A 21,972-nucleotide genomic window follows, 5' to 3' on the forward strand; every position below is an offset into this window, starting at 1 on the left:
CCCGCCAGCTCGCCCGCTTCGCGGCTGTCGGGGTGGCCAGCACGCTGGCGTATCTGGCGCTGTTCGTGGCGACGCGCGGTGTGCTCGGGGCGCAGGCGGCGAACCTGCTCGCGCTGCTGGTCACCGCGGTCGCCAACACCGCCGCCAACCGCCGGCTCACCTTCGGCATCACCGGTCGCCGGCACGCCGGCCGGCACCACCTGCAGGGGCTGCTCGCCTTCGCCCTCGGCCTGGCGCTGACCAGCGGCTCGCTGGCGGCCCTGCACGCGGCGACCGCGACCCCGGCCCGGCTCGTGGAGCTGACGGTGCTGGTCGGGGCGAACCTGGCCGCCACCGCGCTCCGGTTCGTCCTGCTCCGCCTGGGCATGCACCACCGGCGGCAGTGAGCTGACACCCGGTTCGACGGTCAGGACGCGAGAACCGTGGAGAGGACCTCGACGAGGTGCCGGGCGTGGCGCCCGTCGGGGTCCTCGTCCGCGTTGAAGTCGGCGACACTGAGCCCGAGCAGGCGCTCGGACCGGGCCAGCGGCTCGACCAGCGCGGCCAGATCGTCCCAGTCCAGGCCGTCGGGTTCGGGGTAGGTCACGGCGGGCAGCGCACGCGGGTCCAGCACGTCGAGGTCGAGGTGGAGCCAGACCGGCGCGGACCCCTCCGCAGCCAGCTCCCGGCCGACCGGCGCGGCGCCGCGCTGCCGCAGCGCAGGCGCCGGAAGCTGGACGATCCGTGGGTCGACGCGGTCGGCCTCCCGGCGGGCCGGATCGTCCTGCGGCGGACGATGGCCGAGCAGACGAACCTGGGCGGGGTCGACCAGTGCCCGGCCGAACAGGTCGGGACCGTGACCGGTGAGGATGGACAGCTCCATGTCGGCCCCTTCGCCGGTCTCCGACGTGTGGCCGTCGAAGAAGTCGACGTGACCGTCCAGGAACCACAGGCCCGTACCGGCGGGCAGGCCGAGGAAGACGCCCAGCAGGATCGTGCAGTCCCCGCCGACCACCAGGGGAAGGTCTCCGGCGGCCCGCACCTGCGCCACCCCGGCACCGATCGCCATGCTCGCCTCCCGGACCTGTGCGGCACCGATCAGGCCGGTGGCCGGGTCCCGCCGCGGATCGTCGATCCGGGCGTGGACCGCTCCGCCGTCATGCGCGCCGAGCCGGTCCAGCAGCCCGGCCGCCCGCAGCGCGCCCGGCGCGCGTTCCTCGCCCCGGCCCCGTCCGGAGGAGTCCAACGCCGCGTCCAGCACCGTCCATCGCACCGCCGCAGCCTAGTGCGGTGTCCACAAACGTTCGCCGAGTTGGTGGGGGATCGGGAAAGTGTCGTATGGGTGGTGTTGGCTTCGCCTCGTGCCTCGCCGTCGTGATCCCGCCGCGCCGCGGGTGGTGCATCGCACCGCGCGGGTCGCCCTGCGGTTGACGCCCAGTCAGCGGCGGCGGTGCTTCGGTCTGTTGCGTTCGGGCGGTGACGTGTGGGCATGCGTGCTGGAGATCAACGCGTGGCGGCGCCGCCGCGGCGACGTTCCGCTGACCGGTTATCAGGAGTTGTGCCGGGAGTTGGCGGCCTCGGGGCCGGGCACGTTCGCCGGACTCGACACCACCGGCGCCCGGTCGGTGTTGCGCCGGTTCTCGGATGCGTGGTTCGCGGCCGCCAAGCGCCGTAAGGACGGTGACCTGTCGGCGGGGTTTCCGCGTCGGCGGCGGGGGTTGGTGCCGGTGCGCTGGTATCACGGCACGTTCACCCTCGACGGGCGCCGGGTACGGATCTCCACCGCGAGAGGCACGACGCCGTTGTGGGTGAGGTTGGCGCGGGATCTGCCGTATCCGCTGGAGCAGGTCCGGTCGATCACCCTGCTGTGCGAGGGCGGCCGACTGTTCCTGGACGTGACCGCCGAAGTCTCGGTGGTGGTGTATCCGGCCGGTGAGGAACCTGATCCGGGCCGGGTGGCCGGGGTGGATCTCGGGATCATCCACCCGTATGCGGTGGCCGGCCCCGACGGTGACGGACTGCTGGTGTCGGGACGGGCGATCCGCGCCGAGCACCGCATGCACCTGACCGACACCAAAGCCCGCCGCCGCGCCGTCGCCCGCCGGGCACCCAAGCCGGGGCAGAAGGGTTCGCGGCGGTGGCGGCAGTACCGCCGCCGCGCGCGCCTCGTTGAGGGCCGGCATCGTCGGCGGGTGCGCCAGGCCCAGCACGAAGCCGCCCGCACGGTTGTCTCCTGGGCGATACGTCAGCGGGTCGGTGTGCTGCACGTCGGCGACCCGCGTGGCGTGCTCAACATTGCTGCGGGGCGGCGGCACAACCTGCGGCTGCGGCAGTGGCAGATCGGCCGCCTCCTGCAGGTCCTCACCGACAAGGCCACCCTCGCCGGGATCACCGTCTGGCTCGTGAACGAGCGCGGCACCTCCTCCACCTGCCCCACCTGCCACCAGCGGGTACCGAAACCCCGTGGGCGGACCCTGTCCTGCCCGCACTGCCAGTTCTCCGGGCACCGCGACCTCGTCGCGGCCGCCAGCATCGCCACCCGCACCCCGGGCGGCGGACCCACCACCCCGGCAGCCGTCGTGCTGCCGCTGGTGGTCACGCACCGTCGAGCCGGCCGGCACCTGCCCGGTGCCGGCCAGTCCCGACGTGACCCCCGCCGCCCACAACAGGCGGCGCGAGGATCAGTTGGCCCGCGGAGGCCCGCCCCACCACCCGGCGGGGAGTCGCTCGCCCACCCGGCGAGGATCCACAACACCCACCGGAAACCCGGTGAACGTTAGTGGACACCGCACTAGCCGTCGCTGACCTACGCATTACGAGTCAGCACCGACCCCCTAATCGCCGTCGACCTGGTCCTCGTCGACCTACATCTACGGTTCCTTGTTGTCCGTCATCGTCCGGAGGCTTGGCTGCTTCGTTGGCTGCTCGGCTCCGTGCCTGTACGGCTCCGGCTGGCTCCCACACTGCCAGGGGCTCTCTTGTATCGAGCTGGGCTGCGGAGGTCGCGACCTGCGGCCGAGCGGCCGCTCTCCCCGCCAGTCCCCCACCGTGACCCGGCGACCTGGTACGGATCTGGCACCCAAACCAAAGCGGTCAATGCGCTGAGATGTACGGGAGGCGGGTCAGGGCCACCAGGTCGGCTGTGTGGTACGGCAGAATTCGTTGGCCATAGGAAGGCCGTTGACATGGAAGTAGGCGAAGGCGCATCCCACGAGGACGGCGAGGCCGACGGCGACGGCGAGCGGCACCGCGACAGGGCGGGGGCCAACAAGCATTAGCACAGCGGAGGCGAGGGCGCCGACGGCGAGTGTCTGCCCGAGGAGCAACACCGGCAGGTGGAACAGCAGGAAACCGAAGCCCATGCCGGCGGAGTCCCGCTCGCAGGCGAGCCACACCTGGGCGACCTGTCGCATCTCGGCGATTGAGGCGACGAGCGACGTGGTGGCGGCGAGGAGGAACGTCGCTGGGACCTGCGATGTGGGGAGGGGGTGGCCCTGTGACGGGTGGGCCGTTGGGTGGTCTGAGGGCATTGGAACACCTCGCACAGCTAGGGCCGGCGCCCGGTGGCGACCATCGGGCCTCCTCACCGCGGGCAGGTGCGCCGATGGCGGATCCTCGGGCGCCAGGGGCCACAACTTCCCCTACACGCCGCGCCGCCGCAACGCCGGAAGATCGTTCCGTTGCAAAATCGTGACCTTCATGGTCAGCTCGGCAACTCCATCGGTTCGGCCCCGTCCGGTCCAGTCCGCCCCGGTGGCTCCCATGTTTAGCTTCCAAATTGCGATCGCCTCACGCTGGCGAGCCTCGTGATGGTCGTACGCCGGATCGCCTGATTGAGTCTCCGTCGTCGTGACCTCTGGCGGCGTTCATCGCCGGGAACAGACAGGGCTGTTGGCGCACGGATGGCTGCTCGATCATCCCGTTTGGTCGGGGCTGCGCGCCGCGCTCCGGGGCGACTCCGTCCCAGGAGCGGGACCTTCTTACTGGAACTTATGGCAGAAGTGGTGGTGGTATTTGGGCCAAAAGGTGACCTCGACACTCAGGCCGCCGGCTCTGATGTTGGCGCCGATTCCCCGGCGGTCAGCAACTGTGCCCGGCGAGGGTGTCACTTACCTCGGGCGGCTGGCCGGCGGCGGCCGCGGTCTCCTTCACGGTCCTGGCCATGTCCGGGTCCCTCAGGGGAGCATTCCGGAGGCGGCCGCCGGCAGTGATGCCAGACACCAGCGGCACCGCCGCGGTTCGCCGGCGGTTGCCGCAGTGCAGCTGCGCGCGTCGGCCGTGGGCGGTGGTCTAGCCTTCGATGTCGCGGACCTCGTCGCCGTGGTTGCCGACGAGGAAGGTTCGCGGCAGGGTCAGCTTTCGCAAGGTCTCCCGGACCGTCGGTATGGTGTTTCGAGCGAGGCCGAACGCGCTGCCGACGCACGCCAGCGGATCGGCGAGCCGCATCGTTTGTGGCCGGAACGGGCCGACCCGCCCCAGAGTCTCGACGAATCCCGGCGCGAGGAAACGTTTCCGGCGTTTAGGCGTAGATGCTCTGCGGCGGCCGGTTCTCGACCTCGGATCGAGCGGCGCCTCCGCGACGACGGGCCGTTGCGAATCGATCTCCTGGAGTTCGGCTACGCGCCTCCTTCTGCTCGGCAACGCTCAACCTTCAAAGGCGGCCGCCAACTGTACTTTGTGCCCGGCATCTGGCTATGTGAAGGGAGCCCAGAATGCGGAAACTACCGGTGATGGCTACGGCGGCTGCGGCAGCAGCAATCCTCGCAGCGATTCCATCCTCGGCCCTGGCGGCCAAGGCGGACACGCAGGAATCTTTGACGCTGGCGGTCTACGGCGACTCGCCCTACGGCACGTCGCCGACCGACACGGCGGAGTTCCAGGCGAGCGCGGCGTTCATCGACGGGATCAACGCCGATCCGCAGGTGAGCCTCGTGACCCACGTCGGTGACATCCACTCCGGCAAGCAGTACTGCACCGCCGCGTACAACCAGTCGGTCGCTGCGTTGTGGACCCGTTTCGAGGACCCGCTGGTCTACACGCCGGGCGACAACGAGTGGACCGACTGCCATAAGGCCGCCGAGGGCGGCGGCGCCTACAGCGCGGCCACCCAGCAGATCAACTACGTGCTCGATCCGGTGACGCACCTGCCGGTCGACTACGCCTCCGGCAACCCCGTCGCGAACCTCGACCTCGTCCGCTCCGACTTCTTCACCGAGCCCGGCAGGACGCTCGGTGGCGGAAACCTGCACGTGGTGTCGCAGGCGCGCGAGTACGATCCCGCGTACCCGAGCGACGCCAAGTACGTCGAGAACGTGATGTGGGAGCGCAAGGACGTCCTGTTCGTCACGCTCAACATCCCGGGCGGCTCCAACAACGACCAGGACATCTGGTACGGCGCCCCCGTGATGAGTGCCGAGCAGGCGCAGGAGGTCGCCGAGCGGACCGGCGCCGACCTGCGCTGGCTCGACCGGGCGTTCGCGCAGGCGCAGGCGGACCACGTGCGCGCGGTGACGATCATCGAGCAGGCCGACATGTGGGACCTGGACGGCAAGTCTCTCTCGCACCTGACCGGATTCGAACCGTTCGTCGCCAGCATCGCGGCGCACACGGCCCAGTTCGGCAAGCCGGTGCTGATGCTCAACGGGGACTCGCACACGTACCGGTCCGACAACCCCCTCTCGCCGAGCGCACCGTGCCTGACGGAGGCCACCGGCGGTGGCGAGACCTCGTGCACCTCGACGGCCTTCACCCACCCCGGCTACGACGTAGCGAACTTCCACCGGATCGTGGTGCACGGCAGCACGTTCCCGCTGGAGTACCTGAAGCTCACGGTGAATCCTGAGGAGAAGGCACCGTCGGGTCCGAACTCCTTCGGCCCGTTCAGCTGGCAGCGCATGACCCAGCCGTGACACCGGCCAGAAGGCATGGCCCGGCCGATTGAAGGCCGGCCGGCCAATCAAGGCAGGGGGCCATCCCACGAGAGGGCCCCCTGCTTCCGTCCTGCTCAGATCCGAATCCGCGCGTAGTGGTTGGTTGATCGGCGGCGGACTGGCATCTATCGGTGTTGGTCAGGCTGCGGCGATCGCCTCTGGGTCTTGCGGGCAAAGGACCTGGGCAGTGTGCAGGTGCGACTGTCGAGGCGGAGCTACTTCTACTTGAAGGTTGCCAGTGATCGAGTTCCCGATGACGGTGCGGACTGGTTGACACGATGCAGGCGCAGGATCGTCGGGGCTGTGCCCCCTCGGTGAGACCCTGACATCTCGCTTACCAGCTGTGCGCGCCTCGTCCGTCGGCGTCCGCACACGTTCCCTGGCCTGGGAAAGCGTTGCACCATCGTCAACGGCGGGTGTCTGCGTTCAGCGTTCGGTCGAGGTCCCAACAGGACCCTCGGGGGTTAAAGATCAAGTTAGATGTACTGCCCAGGGACGTTGGTCCAAATGACGGGTTGGCTTCACTTGATGGGTGACGCTCCGCGGGCCGGGGTCGCTATCGTGCGACGGTGACCGCTGGTGCCGAGCGTCCCTTGCTCTTCCTCGACGTGGATGGACCACTCATCCCGATTGGTGGGGGGCCGCCAAAGGACTCCGAAGGGCATGCAGCCAGGGCCGAAGCCACCGGCGCATGGGACGAGATGTCCAACCCCCTCCTGTCGAGGCTCAACCCGATGCACGGTGCGCGGCTCACCACGCTCGGGTGCGAGCTGGTCTGGGCCAGCACGTGGATGGCCGATGCGAACGAGGAGGTGGCACCGCGAATCGGCCTGCCAGGACTGCCAGTCATCGACTTGCCGGAGGGCGACGAGGCGCAACTGACCCCCGGGCTGCACTGGAAAACCAAGGCCCTGGTCGCCTGGGCGGCCGGGCGCCCCTTCGTGTGGTGACGACGAGATCAGCGACGTTGACCGAGGCTGGGTAGCCACCAACCATCCAGGACATGCAATTCTCCACCGCGTTGACTCACGCGTAGGACTTTCCGAGCCAGACTTTGCCGCCATCGAGCGATGGCTCGCCACGCACGCCTTGTCCAACCAAGAGATCGTCTAGCCGGACGTGTCACCCAACATCTGACATCAATCCGTCACGCATGAACTGGAGCCCGACAAGCCAGCCGACGAACTGTCCTCCGTCGACTGATGCCCGACATTCATCCGCCAACTGATCTGCGACACCTCAGCGCGCTGATCGCGGCTAGATCCGGATGTTCATGGCCACAGCTGGGCGCGGTTGGACTTGGATGCTCATCGGTCCAGCGTTCGGCCCAGGCCTTGGCCGACCAAGCGACCTGCGGCACCCTGCGGCACACGGCCGCCTGGACCTGCTCGCCGTGTCTGCGGGCCACCACGTTCTGGCCAGATCGACGGCGAGGCGGAAGACCGCGTCAGTTGTCGCCGTCGAGGACCTCGCGCAGCTTGCGCGCGAAGGCCTCGGGTTGGCCGGGGTATCCGAACTCGCCCCCGAGGAAGCCGCCGTGGTGGCTGGGGAACACGCTCGGCCGCTGGCCGAGCAGTTCGGCGGTGGCCACGGAGCTGCGCCCGGTGAAACGCCCGCGGACTCCTCGCCCACTGCGATCACGATGCGTGTCGGCGCCGAGGCCAGCGCGTCCAGGTCCGGACGGTAGCTGCTGACCGCCCAGGACCGATCCGACAGCAGTGGATCATCACGAGAGCCGTCGTCCTCGCTGGGCATCCCGAACTGGCCCGGATCCGGCGCGGGCTGGGCGAAGTAGTCGTCGTCGAACTCGCCTCGCCACGACGTCATGGCGATGAAGGCCGCCATGCCGGCATTTGACCCCTTGGCCTCGTACGCGTCGCGAACGCCGCCGCGGGCGCGCTCGGCAGCCCCGGCATCGGGCAGCACCGAGATGAGTGGTGGCTCGTGGGCCACCAGGGTGGTGACATCGTGGGGAAAGGCCGCCACCAGCGCCAGCGCGGTCACCGCGCCGCCACTGCTGGCGAACATCTCGACCGGTCCAACACCCAGCGCCTCGATAACGGCGTGCACATCGGTGGCCTGGATCGTGGGGTCATGGTCGACCCGGCCGTCCTTGCGGCTGCTGCGGCCAAGACCGCGCGGGTCATAGGTGACCACGGTGCGGTCGGGGAAATACGACACCAACGTAGCGAAGCCGCTGGCGTCCATCGGCTGGCCGATCATGAACAGCGGTGGGCGTCCGTCGGCCGTGAGCAGCGGGCCGTGCACGTCATAGACGATGTCGGCCTCGGCGGTCTCCAGCCTGTGCGTGTTCAGCATGACAGTGTTGACGCCTCCCGTGGTGAAAACTCACCGGACCCTGCGCCCACGGCACCGGGCCTGGCACCCCATCCTTCCCCGACTCCCGCCGCACCAGCCACGGCCGACCAACCGGCGGCGCAGCGCGGAGCGCTCTGCAAGGTTACGCCTCAGGCACCCGCTCATCGACCCGTCCGGAGCCCGAAACGCGCTGTCAACGACGGCCGAAAACGGACCCCGTGGCGACGGTCGAAAACGGACCCCCTCTGCTGGTTGGTCTTTGCTAGTCGTTGGTCTTGGTGGCCGCGGGGACGCGGCCGAGGTCTCGGTCTTTGAGCCGGTAGCTGTCGCCCTTCCTCGAGATGACTTCGGCGTGGTGGACGAGGCGGTCGATCATGGCTGCGGCGACGACGTCGTCGCCGAAGACCTCGCCCCAGCGTCCGAAGGGCTTGTTGGACGTGACGATCAGCGATGCGCGTTCGTAGCGGTTGGAGACGAGCTGGAAGAACAGGTTCGCCGCTTCGGCTTCAAAGGGGATGTAGCCGACCTCGTCGACGATCAGCAGGGGGATCCGGCCGAGCTTCACGAGTTCGTCTTGGAGCCGGCCGGCGTGGTGGGCGTCGGCGAGGCGGGACACCCATTGGGCGGCGGTGGCGATCGCAACCCGGTGCCGGGCCTGGCAAGCCCGGATGCCCAGACCGATGGACAGGTGGGTTTTGCCGGTGCCGGGCGGGCCGAGGAAGACGACGTTCTCCATCCGAGGCCACGAAAACGTTTGACAGTGTCTCGTGAAGTCCCATCGCTTTGAGGGAGCGGTGATTACCTCACCCACGCTGAATACGTGCGCTGTGCCAGCCTCGTTACCAATGGCGACATGGATTGCCTACGCCCCGGCCCCTTACGCCCCGGCGCCGCCGACCTTGGCTGGAAGCTCGCCGCGGCCATCACCGGTTGGGCTGGCCCGGAGCTACTCGACTCGTATGAAACCGAACGCCGTCCGATGGCCCAACGCGCCATCGCCGAGGCCGAGCGGAACATGAAGGTACTCCCCCTGATCTCGTCCAACCCGAGCTCGATGACGACGGACCCGCCGGCCAGCGAGCGCGCGCAAACGCGGCCGCCGCAATGCGACGGTCCAAGACCGCCGAGATGAACACGCTGGGATTCGTCCTCGGCACGCGCTACCGCGAGTCGCCCCTCGTCATCGACGACGACGGGCCCGCACCCGAGTCCACCACGTCGCACTACCAGCCCTCGGCTGCGCCGGGCGCCCGGCTCCCCCACCTGTGGCTGGGACCCGGTCGCTCGCTCTTCGACGAACTTGGCCCCGGATTCACCCTCATCGAGCTGGGAAGTCCGGCGGGCCCGGGATGGGAGACCGCAGCCTGGGAACGAGGCATGCCCCTGACCCGGTGCACCTACACCGCCCTGACCTGCGCGACATCGTCGGCGCCGACCTCCTCCTCGTGCGGCCCGACCGACACGTCGCCTGGCGGGGCACCGGCGAGGGCGTCGACGTCGCGACGCTCCTCGATCAAGTGCGGGGTTGCCCGCGCCCCACCACCTCCGGCTACGGTCGCACGCCTGACTCGTCCACCGCGCTGCAAGCACTGGCGGCATGGTGATCATGCCCGCACCGTACGGATTTGTAATGCCCAGAGGCCATTCGTGACGCGGCGACGACCGATCCTCGGCGTGGTCGACGAGCACAAACAGCCTAATCAAACGGCAGGTCGAGTCCGGGCACGGCCAAGCGGCCGTGCCCGGGGTCGGGTCAGGCGTCGAGCCGCTCGATGACCGTCGCGTTGGCGGTGCCGCCCGCCTCGCACATGGTCTGCAGGCCGTACCGGCCGCCGGTGCGTTCTAGGACGTGCAGCAGGGTGGTGGCGAGCCGGGCGCCGCTGGCCCCGAGCGGGTGGCCGATGGCGATCGCGCCGCCGTCGACGTTCACCCGGATCGGGTCGGCGCCGGTCTCGGCGAGCCAGGCCAGCACGACGGAGGAGAAGGCCTCGTTGACCTCGAACGCGTCGATGTCGTCCATGGTGAGGCCGGCCCGGGCGAGCACCTTGGCGGTGGCCGGGATGATGCCGGTCAGCATGTAGATCGGGTCGTCGCCGACGACGGTCGCGGTGTGGATCCGGGCTCGGGGGCGCGAGCCGCGCCGCCGGGCGGTGTCGCTGGTGGTGAGCAGGAGCGCGGCCGAGCCGTCGTTGAGTGGGCTGGAGTTGCCGGCGGTGACCCTCCAGTCGATCTCGCCGAAGCGCGCGGTCCAGTGGTCGGCGGCGAAGGAGGCGGGCAGTTCGGCGAGCCGCGCCACCGTGGTGCCGGGCCGGATGGTCTCGTCCATGGCCAGGTCGACGCCGGGCAGCGGTGCGACCTGGGCGGCGAACCGCCCCTGCCGCCAGGCGGCGGCGGCGCGGTGGTGGCTGGTGGCGGCGTACTCGTCGAGTTGGGTGCGGGAGAGCCCCCACTTGCGGGCGATCAGTTCGGCGCTGACGCCCTGCGGGATGAGCCCGCCGGGGTAGCGCGCGGCGACCGCCGGGCCGGTGAAGTCGGTGCGGACGCCGTTCACGACGGCCGCGCTGCCGATCGGCACCCGGCTCATCGACTCGACTCCGGAGGCGATGACGATGTCGTACGCCCCGGCGACCAGGCCCTGGGCGGCGAAGCTCAGCGCCTGCTGGCTGCTGCCGCACTGGCGGTCCACGGTCACCCCGGGCACCGACTCGGGGAAGCCGGCGGCGATGGCGGCGAGCCGGGTGCTGTTGGTGCTCTGCTCGCCGACCTGGCCGACGACGCCGCCGATCACGTCGTCGACGTCGCCCGGGTCGAGGCCCGGCACCCGGGCGACGAGGCTGCGCAGCGCGTGCGCGTGCAGGTCGACGGGGTGGACGTCCAGGTACGCCCCGCCCCGCTTCGCCTTGCCCACCGGTGTCCGTACCGCCTCCACGATGACCGCGTCGCGCATCGCTGCCTCCTGCGAGTTGAACCGGACCGATCGGTCCGGGACCGAGTGGTCCGATCCTGCGCCGCCGTTCACACGCCGGTCAATCGCTGGCGGACCGATCGGTCCGTTATCCTCGCCACAGCAACCGGAAGGAAGGAGCCGCATGGCGCGTACCGCCACGCCCGGCAGCCGGGAGAAGATCCTGTGCACCGCCGGCGGCCTGTTCTACCGGCACGGCGTCCGCGCGGTCGGGATGAACCAGGTCATCGACGCGGTCGGCTGCGGCAAGAACCTGCTCTACACCCACTTCCCCAGCAAGGACGATCTGGTGGCCGCGTACCTGCGGGCCTGCCGGCGGGAGCGGGATCGGTCCTCGGCTGCCTTCACTGAGCAGGTGCCCGGCGACGATCCGGCCGCACGGTTGCGCGCGCTGGTCGGGGAGATCGCTGCCACCGCCACCCGGCCCGACTTCCGGGGGTGTGCCTTCCGCCTCTACCTGACCGAGTTCCCGGAGGACGAGGGGGAGCCGGCCCGGGTGGCTCGGGACTACCTGCGCGACACCCGCGCCGAGATCGACGGCCTGGTGGCCCGGCTCGACGTGAGCGACCCTGGCCAGCTCGCCGACCGGATCTGGCTCATCGTGGAAGGGCTGTACGCGAGCGCCGCCCGGCCCGGCACCGCCGCCGCGGCCGCCACCGCGACCCGTCTCGTCGAGGACCTCCTCGCCGACGCCACGCCAAACTAAGGTCGGTACGGAGAAGCCGGACGGCGAGAAAATCCGTACCTTGCCCGATGTTCAGGCGGCCGCAGGGTTCTTACCGTGTTCGGTATCCGCTGGTGGGCAGCGGAGCACCCAAGGAACGGATGTCCAAAGGAGCCGCTATGCCTGCCCCCGCGACCGGCATGGTCGGGTTGCTGCTCGGCTTGGCGCTGCTGGCCGGCTGCACCTCGAACACCACCCCGGACACCGCCGCCTCCGCGAACACCTCCGTGAGCGCGAGCACCGAACCCAGCACGGACGCCAGCCCCAGCGTCGAACCGTCCACGCCCGCGGCCAGCCCGACCGGCGGCGGCTGCCAGATGAGCGGCAAGGCCACCGGCGGCAGCGGCGTGCCGCTACAGTTCATGAAGGCATGGTTGTCCTGCGACACCGACACCTTGCACAGCGTCCTGTCGGACGCCGCGTACACGCAGGTCACGCGGATCGGCGTACCGCATCTGGACATGACCTGGAAATTGACGGTCTGCGAGGGCGCCGCCGGGTCGACCTACTGTACCTACCGCAACAAGCTCGGCTCCGACCTGATCCTACGCCTGCGCAACGACCTGACCACGCACTCGATCATCGAAGTGAAGCTCGACCCGACCGTGTTCCACACCGACCCGGAAAAGTACGCCCGGGAGTTCCTCGACGCCTTCGTCAACCACAACAAGCCTCGTTTGCTGGCGCTGAGCTCGCAGGCCGTCGTGGACAGCGTCGTGGTGCCCGCCCCGCCGCCCGGGTACGACCTCACCTTGAGCCCCGAGCCGCACTGGGTCTACAGCGCGCACTTCACGTCGACGGGCGAATACTGGATCGTGACGATCCACGGCCCGCTAGGAAAGGCTCACGGCGTCACCGCCTTCGGCAACGCCGGCTGACTCCGGTCCGCTCGGCCCGATCATCGGCGGCCCGCTGGCTTCCGGCTGGCCGGCCGCAGCGCCCACCGGGCTTCGTTCCAGTGGGACCGCGCGCTACAAGACCGGATCGTCCGTACCCTCGTCGCGATGTCGCCCGTGCTCGACGGGCCGCGCCGGCTGCGCCGGAGAATGCCGAGCTGAAGCGGGCCAATGAGATCCTCAAGGCCGCCTCGGCTTTTTTCGGGGTCTACTGACGTTCTCGTGGGTCAGGCCTCATGATCGTCCGGGGAGTGCTGGGCAGAGGCCGCCTCGTCGGAGGTTGGCCATGGTGATCAGCGCTGTGCCGCTGCGGTAGCCGTCGGTTGGCGGGTCAGCACCCGTAGGTGCAGTTGTTGGCTTCGATGCGGGCGTTGGACAGTCCACTGACCAGGTGATAGGGGTCCAGGCAGTAGGTCGCCTGCGGTGCCCGCGCGGCGACCACGTCGGCGATCCACCCGGCGGCGTCGGCGAACACGTGGGTGAGCGCGCTTGCCGTCGTGGACGCATCCGCATCGTTTGCCGACGGCTCCGTCAGCCATTATCGGTCCTTTCGTCAGTGCCGCCCCGCGTGTGCTGGCCGGGGCGGGCATCGGATTGGTCGGTGGTGATCGACGAGTGCACCGTTCGTTCATCCACCGCCACGCGGACCTGCACGCCGCGGTTGTAGCCGCAGCCGACCCGCCAGCCGCCGGTACCGAACCCGGCCAAGCCACGACGACCGTCAGCCGCCGCTCCCTGCTCGCCGACAACGCCAACCTGCACGAACACGCCGCAGACTGCAGCGGCCCATCAACGACCTCGAAACCCGCCTGTCCGAGCTGCTCGGCGCCCACGCCGCCGACTGCAGCGGCCTCTTAGCCCACTCGACACCACAGACGTTCAGGCAGAGCTTCACGACCAGCGCCAGCGGGTGCTCGACCTGCAAGGCATCCTCGAGGAACGTGACGAGGAACTTGCCGCCGCCCGCGAAACCCACCGTCGCCTCATGGCCGAGTTCAACCGCGGGAGGTAGCCAGGGCAAGCACCGCCAACGCTGGTTCTGGCGTCATCTCCACGCCGCAGGCACGACCGCCACGGTCGTCGGCGGCAACGGCTCCCGCCGACGACCCCGTGCTGCATTCGCCGACAGGACCGGTCGTCATTGTCATGACCGGCATGAACGGCTTCGACTACGACGACCGACGGTGAGCCCGCGACTCGAGGTAGGCACGTTCCGGGATGCTGAGGGTCCGCCGCGCGGCCAGCTCGTACTCGGCTCGCGCGCCGGCCGCGTCGCCGGTCAGGTCGAGTAGGTGGGCCCGGACCGCGTGCAACCGGTGGTGGCCGGCGAGTACCGGCTCGCCCGCGGCGGTGTCAAGCGCGCGCAGCCCCGCCCGTAGGCCATCCACCATCGACAGTGCGACGATACGGCCGAGCGTGACCATCGGCCCGGGCGCGACGTGGTGCAGTAGGTCGTAGAGGACGAGGATCTGCGGCCAGTCGGTCTCGGCCGCCGTGGCCGCCTCGTCGTGCACGGCGGCGATCGCGGCCTGCAGCTGGAACGGCCCCGGCTCGGCCGTGGCCAGGGCCCGGGTGACGAGGGCGGTCCCCTCGTTGATGGCGGCCCTGTCCCATCGGGTGCGGTCCTGCTCCGCCAGCGGGATGAGCGCGCCGTCGCTGTCGGTACGGGCCGGCTGGCGGGCATCGGTGAGCAGCATGAGCGCGAGCAGTCCGGCGACCTCTCCGTCATGGGGCCGGAGTGCGTGCAGCTGCCGGGTCAGGCGGATCGCCTCGACGCTGAGCTGGACCCGTTGCAGGGTAGGCCCGGAGCTGGCGGTGTAGCCCTCGTTGAAGATGAGGTACAGGACATGCCGGACGGCGACCATCCGGTCGGCCAGCTCCGCCGCTGGCTGCAGGGTGAACTGTGTTCCTTTGAGACGCTGCTTCGCGCGGCTGATCCGTTGGCCCACGGTCGCCTCTGGGACCAGCAGCGCGCGGGCGATCTCCGCTGTGGTGAGGCCGCCCACGGCCCGCAGCGTCAGCGCGACCTGCGATACCGGGGTAAGGGCCGGATGGCAGCACAGCAGCAGCAGGGTGAGCGTATCGTCCTCCGCCGGGGCCGGCGGGGCGGCCGGCGGCTCGAGCTGTGCGGCGTTCGTCTCGCGTCGGCGCCGGGCGGTCTCGCTGCGCCACATCTCGGTCCACCGCCGGGAAGCGACAGTGACCAGCCAGCCGGTGGGGTTGGCCGGCACCCCGTCGGACGGCCACTGCTGGGCGGCCGACAGCAGCGCTTCCTGGACGGCGTCCTCGCACTGGTCGAACTCGCCGAACCGCCGTACGAGCACGCCGAGGACCCGCGGGGTGAGCTCCCGCAGAAGGCCCGGGATGGCCGCCGTCACATGTCTACGCTGATGTGGTCGAGGACGGGGCGCACCTCGATCTCGACGAAGTCGGCCTCGGGAATGCGGGCGGCGTACTGGACGGCCCGGTCGATGCTGTCGCACTCGATCAGGTAGAAGCCGGCCAAGTGCTCTTTGACCTCGGCGAACGGCCCGTCACTGGCAATCACCTCGCCGTCGCGCACGCTGACCCGCTTGGCCATCGACGGGTCGGCTAGCGCCTCCGACACGATCAACTCCCCGGATTGGACCAGGTCCTCGGTAAGCGCCGCGTAGACAGCCAGCCCCTCGGCGCGCTGCTCGGGGGGCATGCTCGCCCAGACCTCGCGGGCCTTCGGGTTGTGTCGGATCAGGATCACGTACTTCATGGGTGCCTCCTCGGTTGTCCAGATGTCGAAACCGGCCGCCCAGCTTCTACATACCGTATGAGTGGCGTCCGACGGGGACGCCGGTACAGAGGAGGATCTCCGATGTCCGACCTACGCACACTGATGGACGGGATCGTCTTCGGCGAGTCGACCCGCTGGCACGACGGCCGCCTGTGGTTCGCCGACTGGGCCCGCCAGGAGATCATCGCGGTCGACCTGGACGGTAAGAGCGACGTGATGCTCCGGCCACCGGGCGACGGCGGCTTCAGCCCGGTCTGCCTCGACTGGCTCCCCGACGGTCGGCTCCTGCTCGTCTCGGGAGCCACCCGCAGCGTCGTACGGCAAGAGACGGACGGCAGCCTTGTCACCCACGCCGACCTCAGCGGCGCGTTCGACGTGCAGCATTGGAACGAGATTGCGGTGGACAGCCGCGGCAACGCGTACCTCAACAACATCGCGTTCGACTTCCCCGGCGGAGACTTCCGGCCGGGGCTGGCCGCCCTGGCCACCCCCGACGGCGCGGTTCGCCAGGTGGCGGACGGGTTCGGCTTCCCAAACGGGATGGCCGTCACGCCCGACAACTCGACGTTGATCGTCGCGGAGTCGTACGCCCACATGCTGACCGCGTTCGACATCGCACCCGACGGCAGCCTCGCCAACCGTCGGGTCTGGGCCTGTCTGGGCGAGGCGGCCGCTCCCGACGGCATCTGCCTCGATGCCGAGGGTGCCGTCTGGTACGCAGACGTGCCCAACCATCGCTGCGTACGGGTACGCGAAGGTGGCGAGGTGCTGCAGACCGTCGATACCGGGCTCGGCTGCTTCTCGTGCGCCCTCGGCGGCCCGGACGGGCGGACACTGTTCATGGTGGTGGGCGACTGGTCCAAGGGCCCGGCGATGTTCACCGGTGACCCTACCGGCCGAATTCTGGCCCTGGACGTCTCCGTCCCCGCGCCCCCACGAGCCCAAACCAACGAGGCGCCGGGCTGGTAGGGTGCCCCTTCCTGGACGGCAGCCCGTGGCGGATTGATCCAAGCTGGTTCGATCCAGCCAGTATGGGCCAGGTTGAGTGAGCCGATGAATATCAACTCCTGGCGTCATGCAGTGCCCTTCCTGGCCAGCGCCCCGCCCATGACGCGCGGCGGACCAAATCCGATGAGTCGGAGCCGGCAAACCGCAGTCCCCGACATCTGTCGTGCACGTGGTGCACGTCCAGAGAACGGCATCTAGGTCGCTGGACCTGTCGCACATCAGTTCGCGGACATGTGTCGCGGATCTGTTGTCGGATCACATACGGCCACCGTGTCCGTGTGGATCGATCAGGCGACGCTCAGCCTGGCAGCGTCTGCTCGGACAGTTGGACCAGCGCCAGTGCTGTCCCATCCTCGGGATCAACGTAGGCGGTGCGGATCAGGTAGGTGCCGGGAGCTACGTCGACGGTGAGGTGGTGTTCGTGCTCCAGCTCGTCGCCGGCGAGCGTGGAGTCGAACAAATGCGCCGGTCCGCTGGTCGTCCAAGTACCTGCGTCTTCCCAGTCGGCCATCGCGACGGCTTTGGGGATCAGGCGGATGACGTCTTCCTCGGAGTCGGCGTAGATCCACCGGACGAAGAGCCGCTGATCCGGAAGGTACGTGGTGGATGCTGGTTCGTCGCCAAGGACGAGCGCCTGGTCGTCACCGACATCCAGGGTGCCGGCGTAGCCGTCGATCTGGCAGGCCCGGCCATAATCCCCCCACGTGTCCAGGTCGCCCGGGTCAAAGTCGAACGGTGCGCCCCTCCACTGGGTGAGGGCTGACGACGGCACGACGATGAGTGGTCCGCCTCCCGACTCGACCCACGGCAGCCCGCTTTCTGGCTTACGCGTGCTGGCGAGGACACCCGCCAGGTCGCTCATGTCCGTGACGATCGCATCGGCGCCAGCGGCGGCAAGGCGCTCCGCCTTGCCCGGCTTGTTGGCGTACCCGATGCAGGCGACGCCAGCGGCATGGGCGGCTTCGATGTCAGTGGTGGAGTCACCCACCAAGACGGCGGCGCTGGGTCGGACGTTCAGAGCCTGAAGTGCCTGCACGACCGGGATCGGACTGGGTTTCATCAGTTCCGGACGCTCACCCCGTCCGATGACGGCGGCGAAGTACCGGGCGCGGTCGCGGCGTCCGAGGTAGGTGCTGATGGCTGCGGTGGAGTTGTTGCTGACGATGGCAAGGGCTCGCCCGGTGGCGAGACACGCGCGGACGACATCGAAGGCTCCGATCGTCGTCTCCGCGGTTGCGGCCGCCTCGACCTCCGCTGTCTCAAGGGCCGCACTAATCGTGTCGGCCAGCTGGGGCGCGAACGCGGTTGTCGCGCGGAAAAGTTCCAGCGGGTCGTCCTGGTCGCGCAGCTCGCTGGGCAGGTCAACACCTTCGCTGACGATCAGTTGGCGAAGGTCGGCGGCGATGCTCGGCGCGGACTTGCCCGCGAAGACGCTGCAGATCGGGCCGTCGAAGTCGAGAAGTACAGCCTCGGCACGCTCAGCGATTTCGGTGAGCCGGTCGTGCGGCCGGGTCACGGCTGATACTCACGGGCGATCGTGGACCACATGGAGTCGAACCATGTTCGGGCCTGCTCCACGTACTGCGGCGCGTCCGACGTCTCGTCGTCGCTGATGGCCCGATGGAACAGGATCGCATCCTTGCCCATCGGATCGAAGATCCCGACTTCCTTCCCCTCGATCATCACCGTGTGCTCCACGACCGGGTAGAAGAAGGCACCGCTGCCTTGGCGGGTCACGGTCAGACGCTCGTCCCGCAGGATGCGCTGGCTCGCGGAGATCTGAGCGACGCCGAGTTGGCTGTGCCGGAGCTGTTGCTGCCCGGCGCAACCTGCTGGACCGGAGCCTGTGGGTGGTTGCACCGGCTCGGCGAGGCCAGCTGGCCCGCCCCTCATGGCTCCTCGCCCACGACGTCCTCGCCCGACACCGCGTCGACGAGGTACACCTGCTCGCCGGCCCGCGGGTCGCGGGCGTGCAGCACGTGGAAGAGCGGGGAGGTCGGGCCGCCGAGATCCACCACGGTGGCCCCGGCGCCCAGTACCGCGCGCTCCCGCCGCGGCGGCGCGGTGAAGTCGATGCGGGTGACTACGCCGGGCGTCACCCACACCGGTATGCCCCGCAGCAGGCCGGACAGCTGCAGGTGGAAATGACCGCACAGGATCGCCTGGACGTCGGTGCCCTGTACCGCATCGGCCAGATCGCCGGCGTTACGCAGGTTCACGCTGTCCATGATCGGGGAGGTGGGCACGGCGATCGGCGGGTGGTGCAGCACGAGCACCGTGCCCGCCGCAGCGGGTTCAGCCAGCACGTCACGCAGCCAGGCCAGCTGGGCTGGGTCGAGATGCCCGTGCACCTGGCCGGGCACGAGACTGTCCAGTGTGATCACACGCAGCCCAGCAACGCTGCTGACGGCGGCGCGCTCGCCGGACGCACCCGCCATGGTCGTGCCGATGTCGGTGCCGTCGGCGGCCAGGTGCCCGGAGCCGAGGGCGGCCGCGAACGCCTCACGGGTGTCGTGGTTGCCCGTGCAGTAAACATGCGGAATGCCCCGCTCGGCGCCGAACCGGCCCACCTGCTCGCGCACGCCCGCGCAGCCTTCGGCGGAGCCGTCGTCGGCGATGTCGCCGCTCACGACGACCAGATCCACTTCCGGCACGAAGCACGCGTCGTACAGGATGCGCGCCAGCGCTGCGGAGGCATCGACGTCAGGGCTGTTCAGGTGGGTGTCGGACAGTTGCAGGATCCGGTGGCGGACGGTCACGGGCGCCTCTCCTCGTCTCATCGACAAGGGGCACCCAGGCGGTCGACGCCCCGACCTTCACTCCCCGGTGGTCGCCCACCCGCGCCAGTCGTGTGTGCACAACCTACGCCCGACGATCATCGCGCGGCAATCGCATTGTCTGGATGATCCGCGAGACAGAACCAGCCACCCGAAACGGACATAACCCCACGGACCCGAAGCGGAAATGCCTCTCAACATCTCACACCACTCCCCGCCATCCGTCGACCTATTGCGGACTGGATGCGGACCGCTGGCAGCCAGTGGCTGCGCACGCCTCGGCCGGGTCGGTGTTCCGGCTTCACTGAACCTGTCAAGCGCGTACGGCAGTCGTTGACGTCATCGCCGGGAAGCAGCGGGGTTGACCGGGTCGATCTGAGAGACTACTTTCGAAACATGTCTCTCACGAATCCCTACGGAGATGTCGAGCTGACCTCTCCGCAGGCGCTGCGCGCGTTGGCTCATCCGGTACGGCTGGCCCTGCTTGACCGGCTGCAGCGACACGGCCCCGCGACGGCGACCCAGCTCGCACCGCACGTCGGTGCCACGCCATCGGTCGTCAGCTGGCACCTGAGGCACCTCGCTTCCTTCGGTTTGGTCACCGACTGGGACGGCGCGACGAGTAAGCGAGAGCGGTGGTGGCAGGCGGCAGCCAGGGGGTTCCGGTTCACCACGCCAGACGATGCAGAGGGTCAGGACGCGGCGCGGCAGCTGCGCGCCGAGATGTTCGCCCGATCCGCGGAGGCGCCCGTGCAGTGGTCACTGCGGGACGAGCCGCGGCTGGATCCGGAGTGGCGAGCCCTGGCGGGGTTGGCCGATACCCGGTTCGCCGTTACTGCTGACGAGTTGCGGCAGCTCGAAGAAGCGATCGAGGCACTGCTCGCGCCGTACGTCCGGCGTAAGGGTGGCCAGTTGCCGGACGGAGCGCGGCTCGTCCGGATGCTGCGCTATCTGCTGCCTGAGCCCGGCGACGACCCGGCGGCGTCATGACCGCCACAGGCACGGCACCCCGGACGGTCCTGCGCGACAATCGTCGGTTTCGGACTTTCTGGATCGGCGAAACGATCTCCCAGTTCGGCGACCGGATCAGCGAGCTGGCCCTGCCGCTGATCGCTGTCACCGTCCTCGCCGCGACGCCCGCGCAGGTCAGCGTCCTTACCGCGCTGATCTGGCTGCCCTACCTGCTGGGCATGTTCGTCGGCGCGTGGGTGGATCAGCGGACCCGCAAGCGCCGCCTGCTGATCGTGGCCGACCTGGTCCGCGCGGCGGTGCTGTTCAGCCTTCCGGTGGCCTACCTACTGGACGTGGTCACGCTGACTCAGCTCTATCTGGTTGCCCTGCTCACCGGGGCTGGTGCGGTCCTGTTCGCCATGGCGCGCCAGGCGTTCTTCGTCGCTCTGGTCCCGCCGTCGGCCTACGTGGAGGCGAACAGCAAGCTGAGTCTGAGCCGTGCGGCCTCGTTCGTGGCCGGGCCGGCCCTCGGCGGCGGCCTGGTCCAGGCCCTCACCGCCCCGGTCGCGGTCCTCGTCGACGTGGTGTCCTTCCTCGGCTCCGCGCTGTTGATCGGCCGGATTCCGGTGGCCGAGGCCCGGCCGGCGCCAACGCGGTCATCGACGCTTGGCCTGGTCCGCGACGGACTCATGCTGGTGCTGCGTCATCCGGTGATGCGCGCCGCTCTCGGCTGCACCAGCACGGTCAACTTCTTCACCCTCATGACCAACGCACTGCTCGTGCTGTATGCCAGCCGCGAGCTTGGTCTGTCGGCCGGCGCTATCGGCATCGCGTTCGGCATCGGGGCGGTAGGTGGACTGGCTGGTGCGGCACTGGCACCCCGGGTCTCCCGGACCATCGGACTGGGCCGCACCGCGATGATCGGCGTGGTCCTCTTTCCCGCACCCTTGGCGCTGACAGCGTTCGTGTCCGGCCCAACCTGGGCCCGAATCGCGGCGCTCGCGGCCATCGAACTGGTATCCAGCGTCGGTGTGATGCTGATGGACGTCAACCTCAACGCCCTGCTCACCTCGGTCACGCCCGACGACGCGCGGGGACGCCGGGCGGGCGCTTACAGCGCCGTCAACTACGGGATCAGACCGCTCGGAGCGCTGGTCGGCGGCTGGTTGGGCACCACCATCGGCCTGAGACCGACGCTGGTCGTCGCCGGCCTTGGCGGTACCCTCGCCGTACTGTGGCTCCTCGCCTCGCCGGTGCGTCACATCGCCACCATCGACGAGCCGGCGACTGACACCTCGCCTGCCGAACGGCGGCAGAGTACGCCACCGCCCGGCCCGCGCAATCGACCAGAACCTCCTCCTGCATCAGCTGGACCACCTCATCGGGATCAGAGGGCGTCTTCCGAGGCAGGACCCCATGCCGCTGCGCAGAATGGGCCCGGAGCAGGAAGCGTGAGGTAGGTGCTGCCGCCATCGAGAACAGCAGGCGACAGCCCGTTGACGGTGACCAGCACGGTGACGGCGCACCCCGGCCGTCTGCAGGGCCGCGAAGCCGAACCCGACCGAGGCGCCGAGGATGATCCGTCGCGTACGGATTTCACTCGGGAAATGCCGGGTCAGGAGCGCCAGCGGCGCGAGCTTCACGGCCGTTGCGTCT

The 21,972-nt window shown here is 69.4% G+C and carries 21 protein-coding genes, 2 pseudogenes and 1 riboswitch; of the genes and pseudogenes, 10 read left to right on the forward strand and 13 right to left on the reverse strand.

Going from position 1 to position 21,972, the window contains the following annotated elements; translation table 11 throughout:
• Positions 1 to 386: GtrA family protein (locus tag DKL51_RS25425; protein WP_185734919.1), on the forward strand; the 386-nt coding region annotated here is incomplete at its 5' end.
• A gap of 20 nt (positions 387 to 406) precedes the next feature.
• Here DKL51_RS25425 and DKL51_RS25430 read toward each other — a convergent pair.
• Positions 407 to 1,252: an arginase family protein gene (locus DKL51_RS25430; protein WP_124812589.1), complete on the reverse strand. Its 846-nt coding sequence runs from the start codon at positions 1,250 to 1,252 to the stop codon at positions 407 to 409.
• Between the two features lie 124 nt (positions 1,253 to 1,376).
• On the opposite strand from DKL51_RS25430, the gene DKL51_RS25435 reads away from it, so the two are divergent.
• A complete protein-coding gene (locus tag DKL51_RS25435) occupies positions 1,377 to 2,759 on the forward strand; it encodes an RNA-guided endonuclease InsQ/TnpB family protein (protein WP_260428667.1) in 1,383 nt (460 codons plus the stop codon).
• A 342-nt stretch (positions 2,760 to 3,101) separates the two neighbouring features.
• Here DKL51_RS25435 and DKL51_RS25440 read toward each other — a convergent pair whose 3' ends face one another.
• On the reverse strand, positions 3,102 to 3,392 hold the full coding sequence (locus tag DKL51_RS25440) for a hypothetical protein (protein WP_123809584.1): 291 nt from the start codon (positions 3,390 to 3,392) through the stop codon (positions 3,102 to 3,104).
• Positions 3,393 to 4,269: 877 nt separating this feature from the next.
• On the reverse strand, positions 4,270 to 4,425 hold the full coding sequence (locus tag DKL51_RS35150) for a hypothetical protein (protein ID WP_165824176.1): 156 nt from the start codon (positions 4,423 to 4,425) through the stop codon (positions 4,270 to 4,272).
• 266 nt (positions 4,426 to 4,691) lie between these two features.
• Between DKL51_RS35150 and DKL51_RS25445 the strand changes: the two genes are divergently transcribed.
• Both DKL51_RS25445 and DKL51_RS25450 read left to right on the forward strand, forming a co-directional pair.
• The gene (locus DKL51_RS25445; RefSeq protein ID WP_165824177.1) at positions 4,692 to 5,888 is read left to right on the forward strand and encodes a metallophosphoesterase; all 1,197 of its coding nucleotides are present in this window, start codon (positions 4,692 to 4,694) and stop codon (positions 5,886 to 5,888) included.
• Between the two features lie 614 nt (positions 5,889 to 6,502).
• Positions 6,503 to 7,022 (forward strand): annotated as a pseudogene (locus DKL51_RS25450) (HAD domain-containing protein).
• 144 nt (positions 7,023 to 7,166) lie between these two features.
• Here DKL51_RS25450 and DKL51_RS25455 read toward each other — a convergent pair.
• Positions 7,167 to 8,228 carry an alpha/beta fold hydrolase gene (locus tag DKL51_RS25455; protein WP_243420485.1) on the reverse strand — a complete coding sequence of 354 codons (1,062 nt, stop codon included), beginning with the start codon at positions 8,226 to 8,228 and terminating at the stop codon, positions 7,167 to 7,169.
• A gap of 262 nt (positions 8,229 to 8,490) precedes the next feature.
• A pseudogene (istB, locus tag DKL51_RS25460) lies at positions 8,491 to 9,018 on the reverse strand (IS21-like element helper ATPase IstB); the annotation flags it as partial.
• 63 nt (positions 9,019 to 9,081) lie between these two features.
• On the opposite strand from istB, the gene DKL51_RS37570 reads away from it, so the two are divergent.
• Entirely contained in the window at positions 9,082 to 9,360 is a 279-nt protein-coding gene (locus tag DKL51_RS37570; RefSeq protein ID WP_124812594.1) for an FAD-dependent monooxygenase, read from the forward strand.
• Positions 9,361 to 9,981: 621 nt separating this feature from the next.
• Here DKL51_RS37570 and DKL51_RS25470 read toward each other — a convergent pair.
• On the reverse strand, positions 9,982 to 11,175 hold the full coding sequence (locus tag DKL51_RS25470) for an acetyl-CoA C-acyltransferase (protein WP_124812591.1): 1,194 nt from the start codon (positions 11,173 to 11,175) through the stop codon (positions 9,982 to 9,984).
• 142 nt (positions 11,176 to 11,317) lie between these two features.
• Between DKL51_RS25470 and DKL51_RS25475 the strand changes: the two genes are divergently transcribed.
• Positions 11,318 to 11,899 carry a TetR/AcrR family transcriptional regulator gene (locus tag DKL51_RS25475; protein ID WP_124812592.1) on the forward strand — a complete coding sequence of 194 codons (582 nt, stop codon included), beginning with the start codon at positions 11,318 to 11,320 and terminating at the stop codon, positions 11,897 to 11,899.
• A 179-nt stretch (positions 11,900 to 12,078) separates the two neighbouring features.
• Positions 12,079 to 12,795 carry a hypothetical protein gene (locus tag DKL51_RS25480; protein ID WP_123809744.1) on the forward strand — a complete coding sequence of 239 codons (717 nt, stop codon included), beginning with the start codon at positions 12,079 to 12,081 and terminating at the stop codon, positions 12,793 to 12,795.
• A 349-nt stretch (positions 12,796 to 13,144) separates the two neighbouring features.
• Here DKL51_RS25480 and DKL51_RS25485 read toward each other — a convergent pair whose 3' ends face one another.
• From DKL51_RS25485 to DKL51_RS25500, 4 genes are all read right to left on the reverse strand, one after another.
• Complete coding sequence (locus DKL51_RS25485) at positions 13,145 to 13,288, reverse strand: hypothetical protein (protein WP_165823175.1); 144 nt, start codon at positions 13,286 to 13,288, stop codon at positions 13,145 to 13,147.
• 56 nt (positions 13,289 to 13,344) lie between these two features.
• On the reverse strand, positions 13,345 to 13,581 hold the full coding sequence (locus DKL51_RS25490; protein ID WP_109945874.1) for a hypothetical protein: 237 nt from the start codon (positions 13,579 to 13,581) through the stop codon (positions 13,345 to 13,347).
• A 401-nt stretch (positions 13,582 to 13,982) separates the two neighbouring features.
• Positions 13,983 to 15,191, reverse strand: coding sequence for an RNA polymerase sigma factor (locus tag DKL51_RS25495; RefSeq protein WP_221623238.1), 1,209 nt, complete (start codon positions 15,189 to 15,191; stop codon positions 13,983 to 13,985).
• A complete protein-coding gene (locus DKL51_RS25500) occupies positions 15,188 to 15,559 on the reverse strand; it encodes a YciI family protein (protein ID WP_109945875.1) in 372 nt (123 codons plus the stop codon). The genes DKL51_RS25495 and DKL51_RS25500 overlap by 4 nt, the downstream gene beginning before the upstream one ends.
• A 102-nt stretch (positions 15,560 to 15,661) precedes the next feature.
• On the opposite strand from DKL51_RS25500, the gene DKL51_RS25505 reads away from it, so the two are divergent.
• Positions 15,662 to 16,549: an SMP-30/gluconolactonase/LRE family protein gene (locus DKL51_RS25505; RefSeq protein ID WP_109945876.1), complete on the forward strand. Its 888-nt coding sequence runs from the start codon at positions 15,662 to 15,664 to the stop codon at positions 16,547 to 16,549.
• A gap of 337 nt (positions 16,550 to 16,886) precedes the next feature.
• Here the strand turns inward: DKL51_RS25505 and DKL51_RS35860 are convergent, their stop codons facing one another.
• From DKL51_RS35860 to DKL51_RS25520, 3 genes are all read right to left on the reverse strand, one after another.
• Complete coding sequence (locus DKL51_RS35860) at positions 16,887 to 18,104, reverse strand: Imm21 family immunity protein (RefSeq protein ID WP_207783912.1); 1,218 nt, start codon at positions 18,102 to 18,104, stop codon at positions 16,887 to 16,889.
• Positions 18,101 to 18,325 (reverse strand): hypothetical protein, encoded by a 225-nt coding sequence (locus DKL51_RS25515; RefSeq protein WP_185734921.1) that lies wholly within the window; start codon positions 18,323 to 18,325, stop codon positions 18,101 to 18,103. The genes DKL51_RS35860 and DKL51_RS25515 overlap by 4 nt, the downstream gene beginning before the upstream one ends.
• A gap of 152 nt (positions 18,326 to 18,477) precedes the next feature.
• Entirely contained in the window at positions 18,478 to 19,347 is an 870-nt protein-coding gene (locus DKL51_RS25520; protein WP_221623239.1) for a metallophosphoesterase, read from the reverse strand.
• A 25-nt stretch (positions 19,348 to 19,372) separates the two neighbouring features.
• A riboswitch (ZMP/ZTP riboswitch) is annotated at positions 19,373 to 19,449 on the reverse strand.
• A gap of 249 nt (positions 19,450 to 19,698) precedes the next feature.
• Between DKL51_RS25520 and DKL51_RS25525 the strand changes: the two genes are divergently transcribed.
• Together DKL51_RS25525 and DKL51_RS25530 are read left to right on the forward strand one after the other, a co-directional pair.
• Positions 19,699 to 20,355, forward strand: coding sequence for an ArsR/SmtB family transcription factor (locus tag DKL51_RS25525; protein WP_243422485.1), 657 nt, complete (start codon positions 19,699 to 19,701; stop codon positions 20,353 to 20,355).
• Complete coding sequence (locus DKL51_RS25530) at positions 20,352 to 21,776, forward strand: MFS transporter (RefSeq protein WP_109945879.1); 1,425 nt, start codon at positions 20,352 to 20,354, stop codon at positions 21,774 to 21,776. The genes DKL51_RS25525 and DKL51_RS25530 overlap by 4 nt, the downstream gene beginning before the upstream one ends.
• Positions 21,777 to 21,972 lie beyond the last annotated feature (196 nt).

It is taken from the genome of Micromonospora globispora, from assembly GCF_003857015.1.
Classification (GTDB): Bacteria; Actinomycetota; Actinomycetes; order Mycobacteriales; family Micromonosporaceae; genus Micromonospora; species Micromonospora globispora.

What these genes read in the sequence shown, in the direction of transcription:
- DKL51_RS25475 (WP_124812592.1), top strand. Translation starts at nt 11,318, where the DNA reads ATGGCGCGTACCGCCACGCCCGGCAGCCGGGAGAAGATCCTGTGCACC.
- DKL51_RS25470 (WP_124812591.1), bottom strand. Translation starts at nt 11,175, where the DNA reads ATGCGCGACGCGGTCATCGTGGAGGCGGTACGGACACCGGTGGGCAAG.
- DKL51_RS25530 (WP_109945879.1), top strand. Translation starts at nt 20,352, where the DNA reads ATGACCGCCACAGGCACGGCACCCCGGACGGTCCTGCGCGACAATCGT.
- DKL51_RS25455 (WP_243420485.1), bottom strand. Translation starts at nt 8,228, where the DNA reads ATGCTGAACACGCACAGGCTGGAGACCGCCGAGGCCGACATCGTCTAT.
- DKL51_RS25505 (WP_109945876.1), top strand. Translation starts at nt 15,662, where the DNA reads ATGTCCGACCTACGCACACTGATGGACGGGATCGTCTTCGGCGAGTCG.
- DKL51_RS37570 (WP_124812594.1), top strand. Translation starts at nt 9,082, where the DNA reads ATGGATTGCCTACGCCCCGGCCCCTTACGCCCCGGCGCCGCCGACCTT.
- DKL51_RS35150 (WP_165824176.1), bottom strand. Translation starts at nt 4,425, where the DNA reads ATGCGGCTCGCCGATCCGCTGGCGTGCGTCGGCAGCGCGTTCGGCCTC.
- DKL51_RS25500 (WP_109945875.1), bottom strand. Translation starts at nt 15,559, where the DNA reads ATGAAGTACGTGATCCTGATCCGACACAACCCGAAGGCCCGCGAGGTC.
- DKL51_RS25445 (WP_165824177.1), top strand. Translation starts at nt 4,692, where the DNA reads ATGCGGAAACTACCGGTGATGGCTACGGCGGCTGCGGCAGCAGCAATC.
- DKL51_RS25440 (WP_123809584.1), bottom strand. Translation starts at nt 3,392, where the DNA reads ATGCGACAGGTCGCCCAGGTGTGGCTCGCCTGCGAGCGGGACTCCGCC.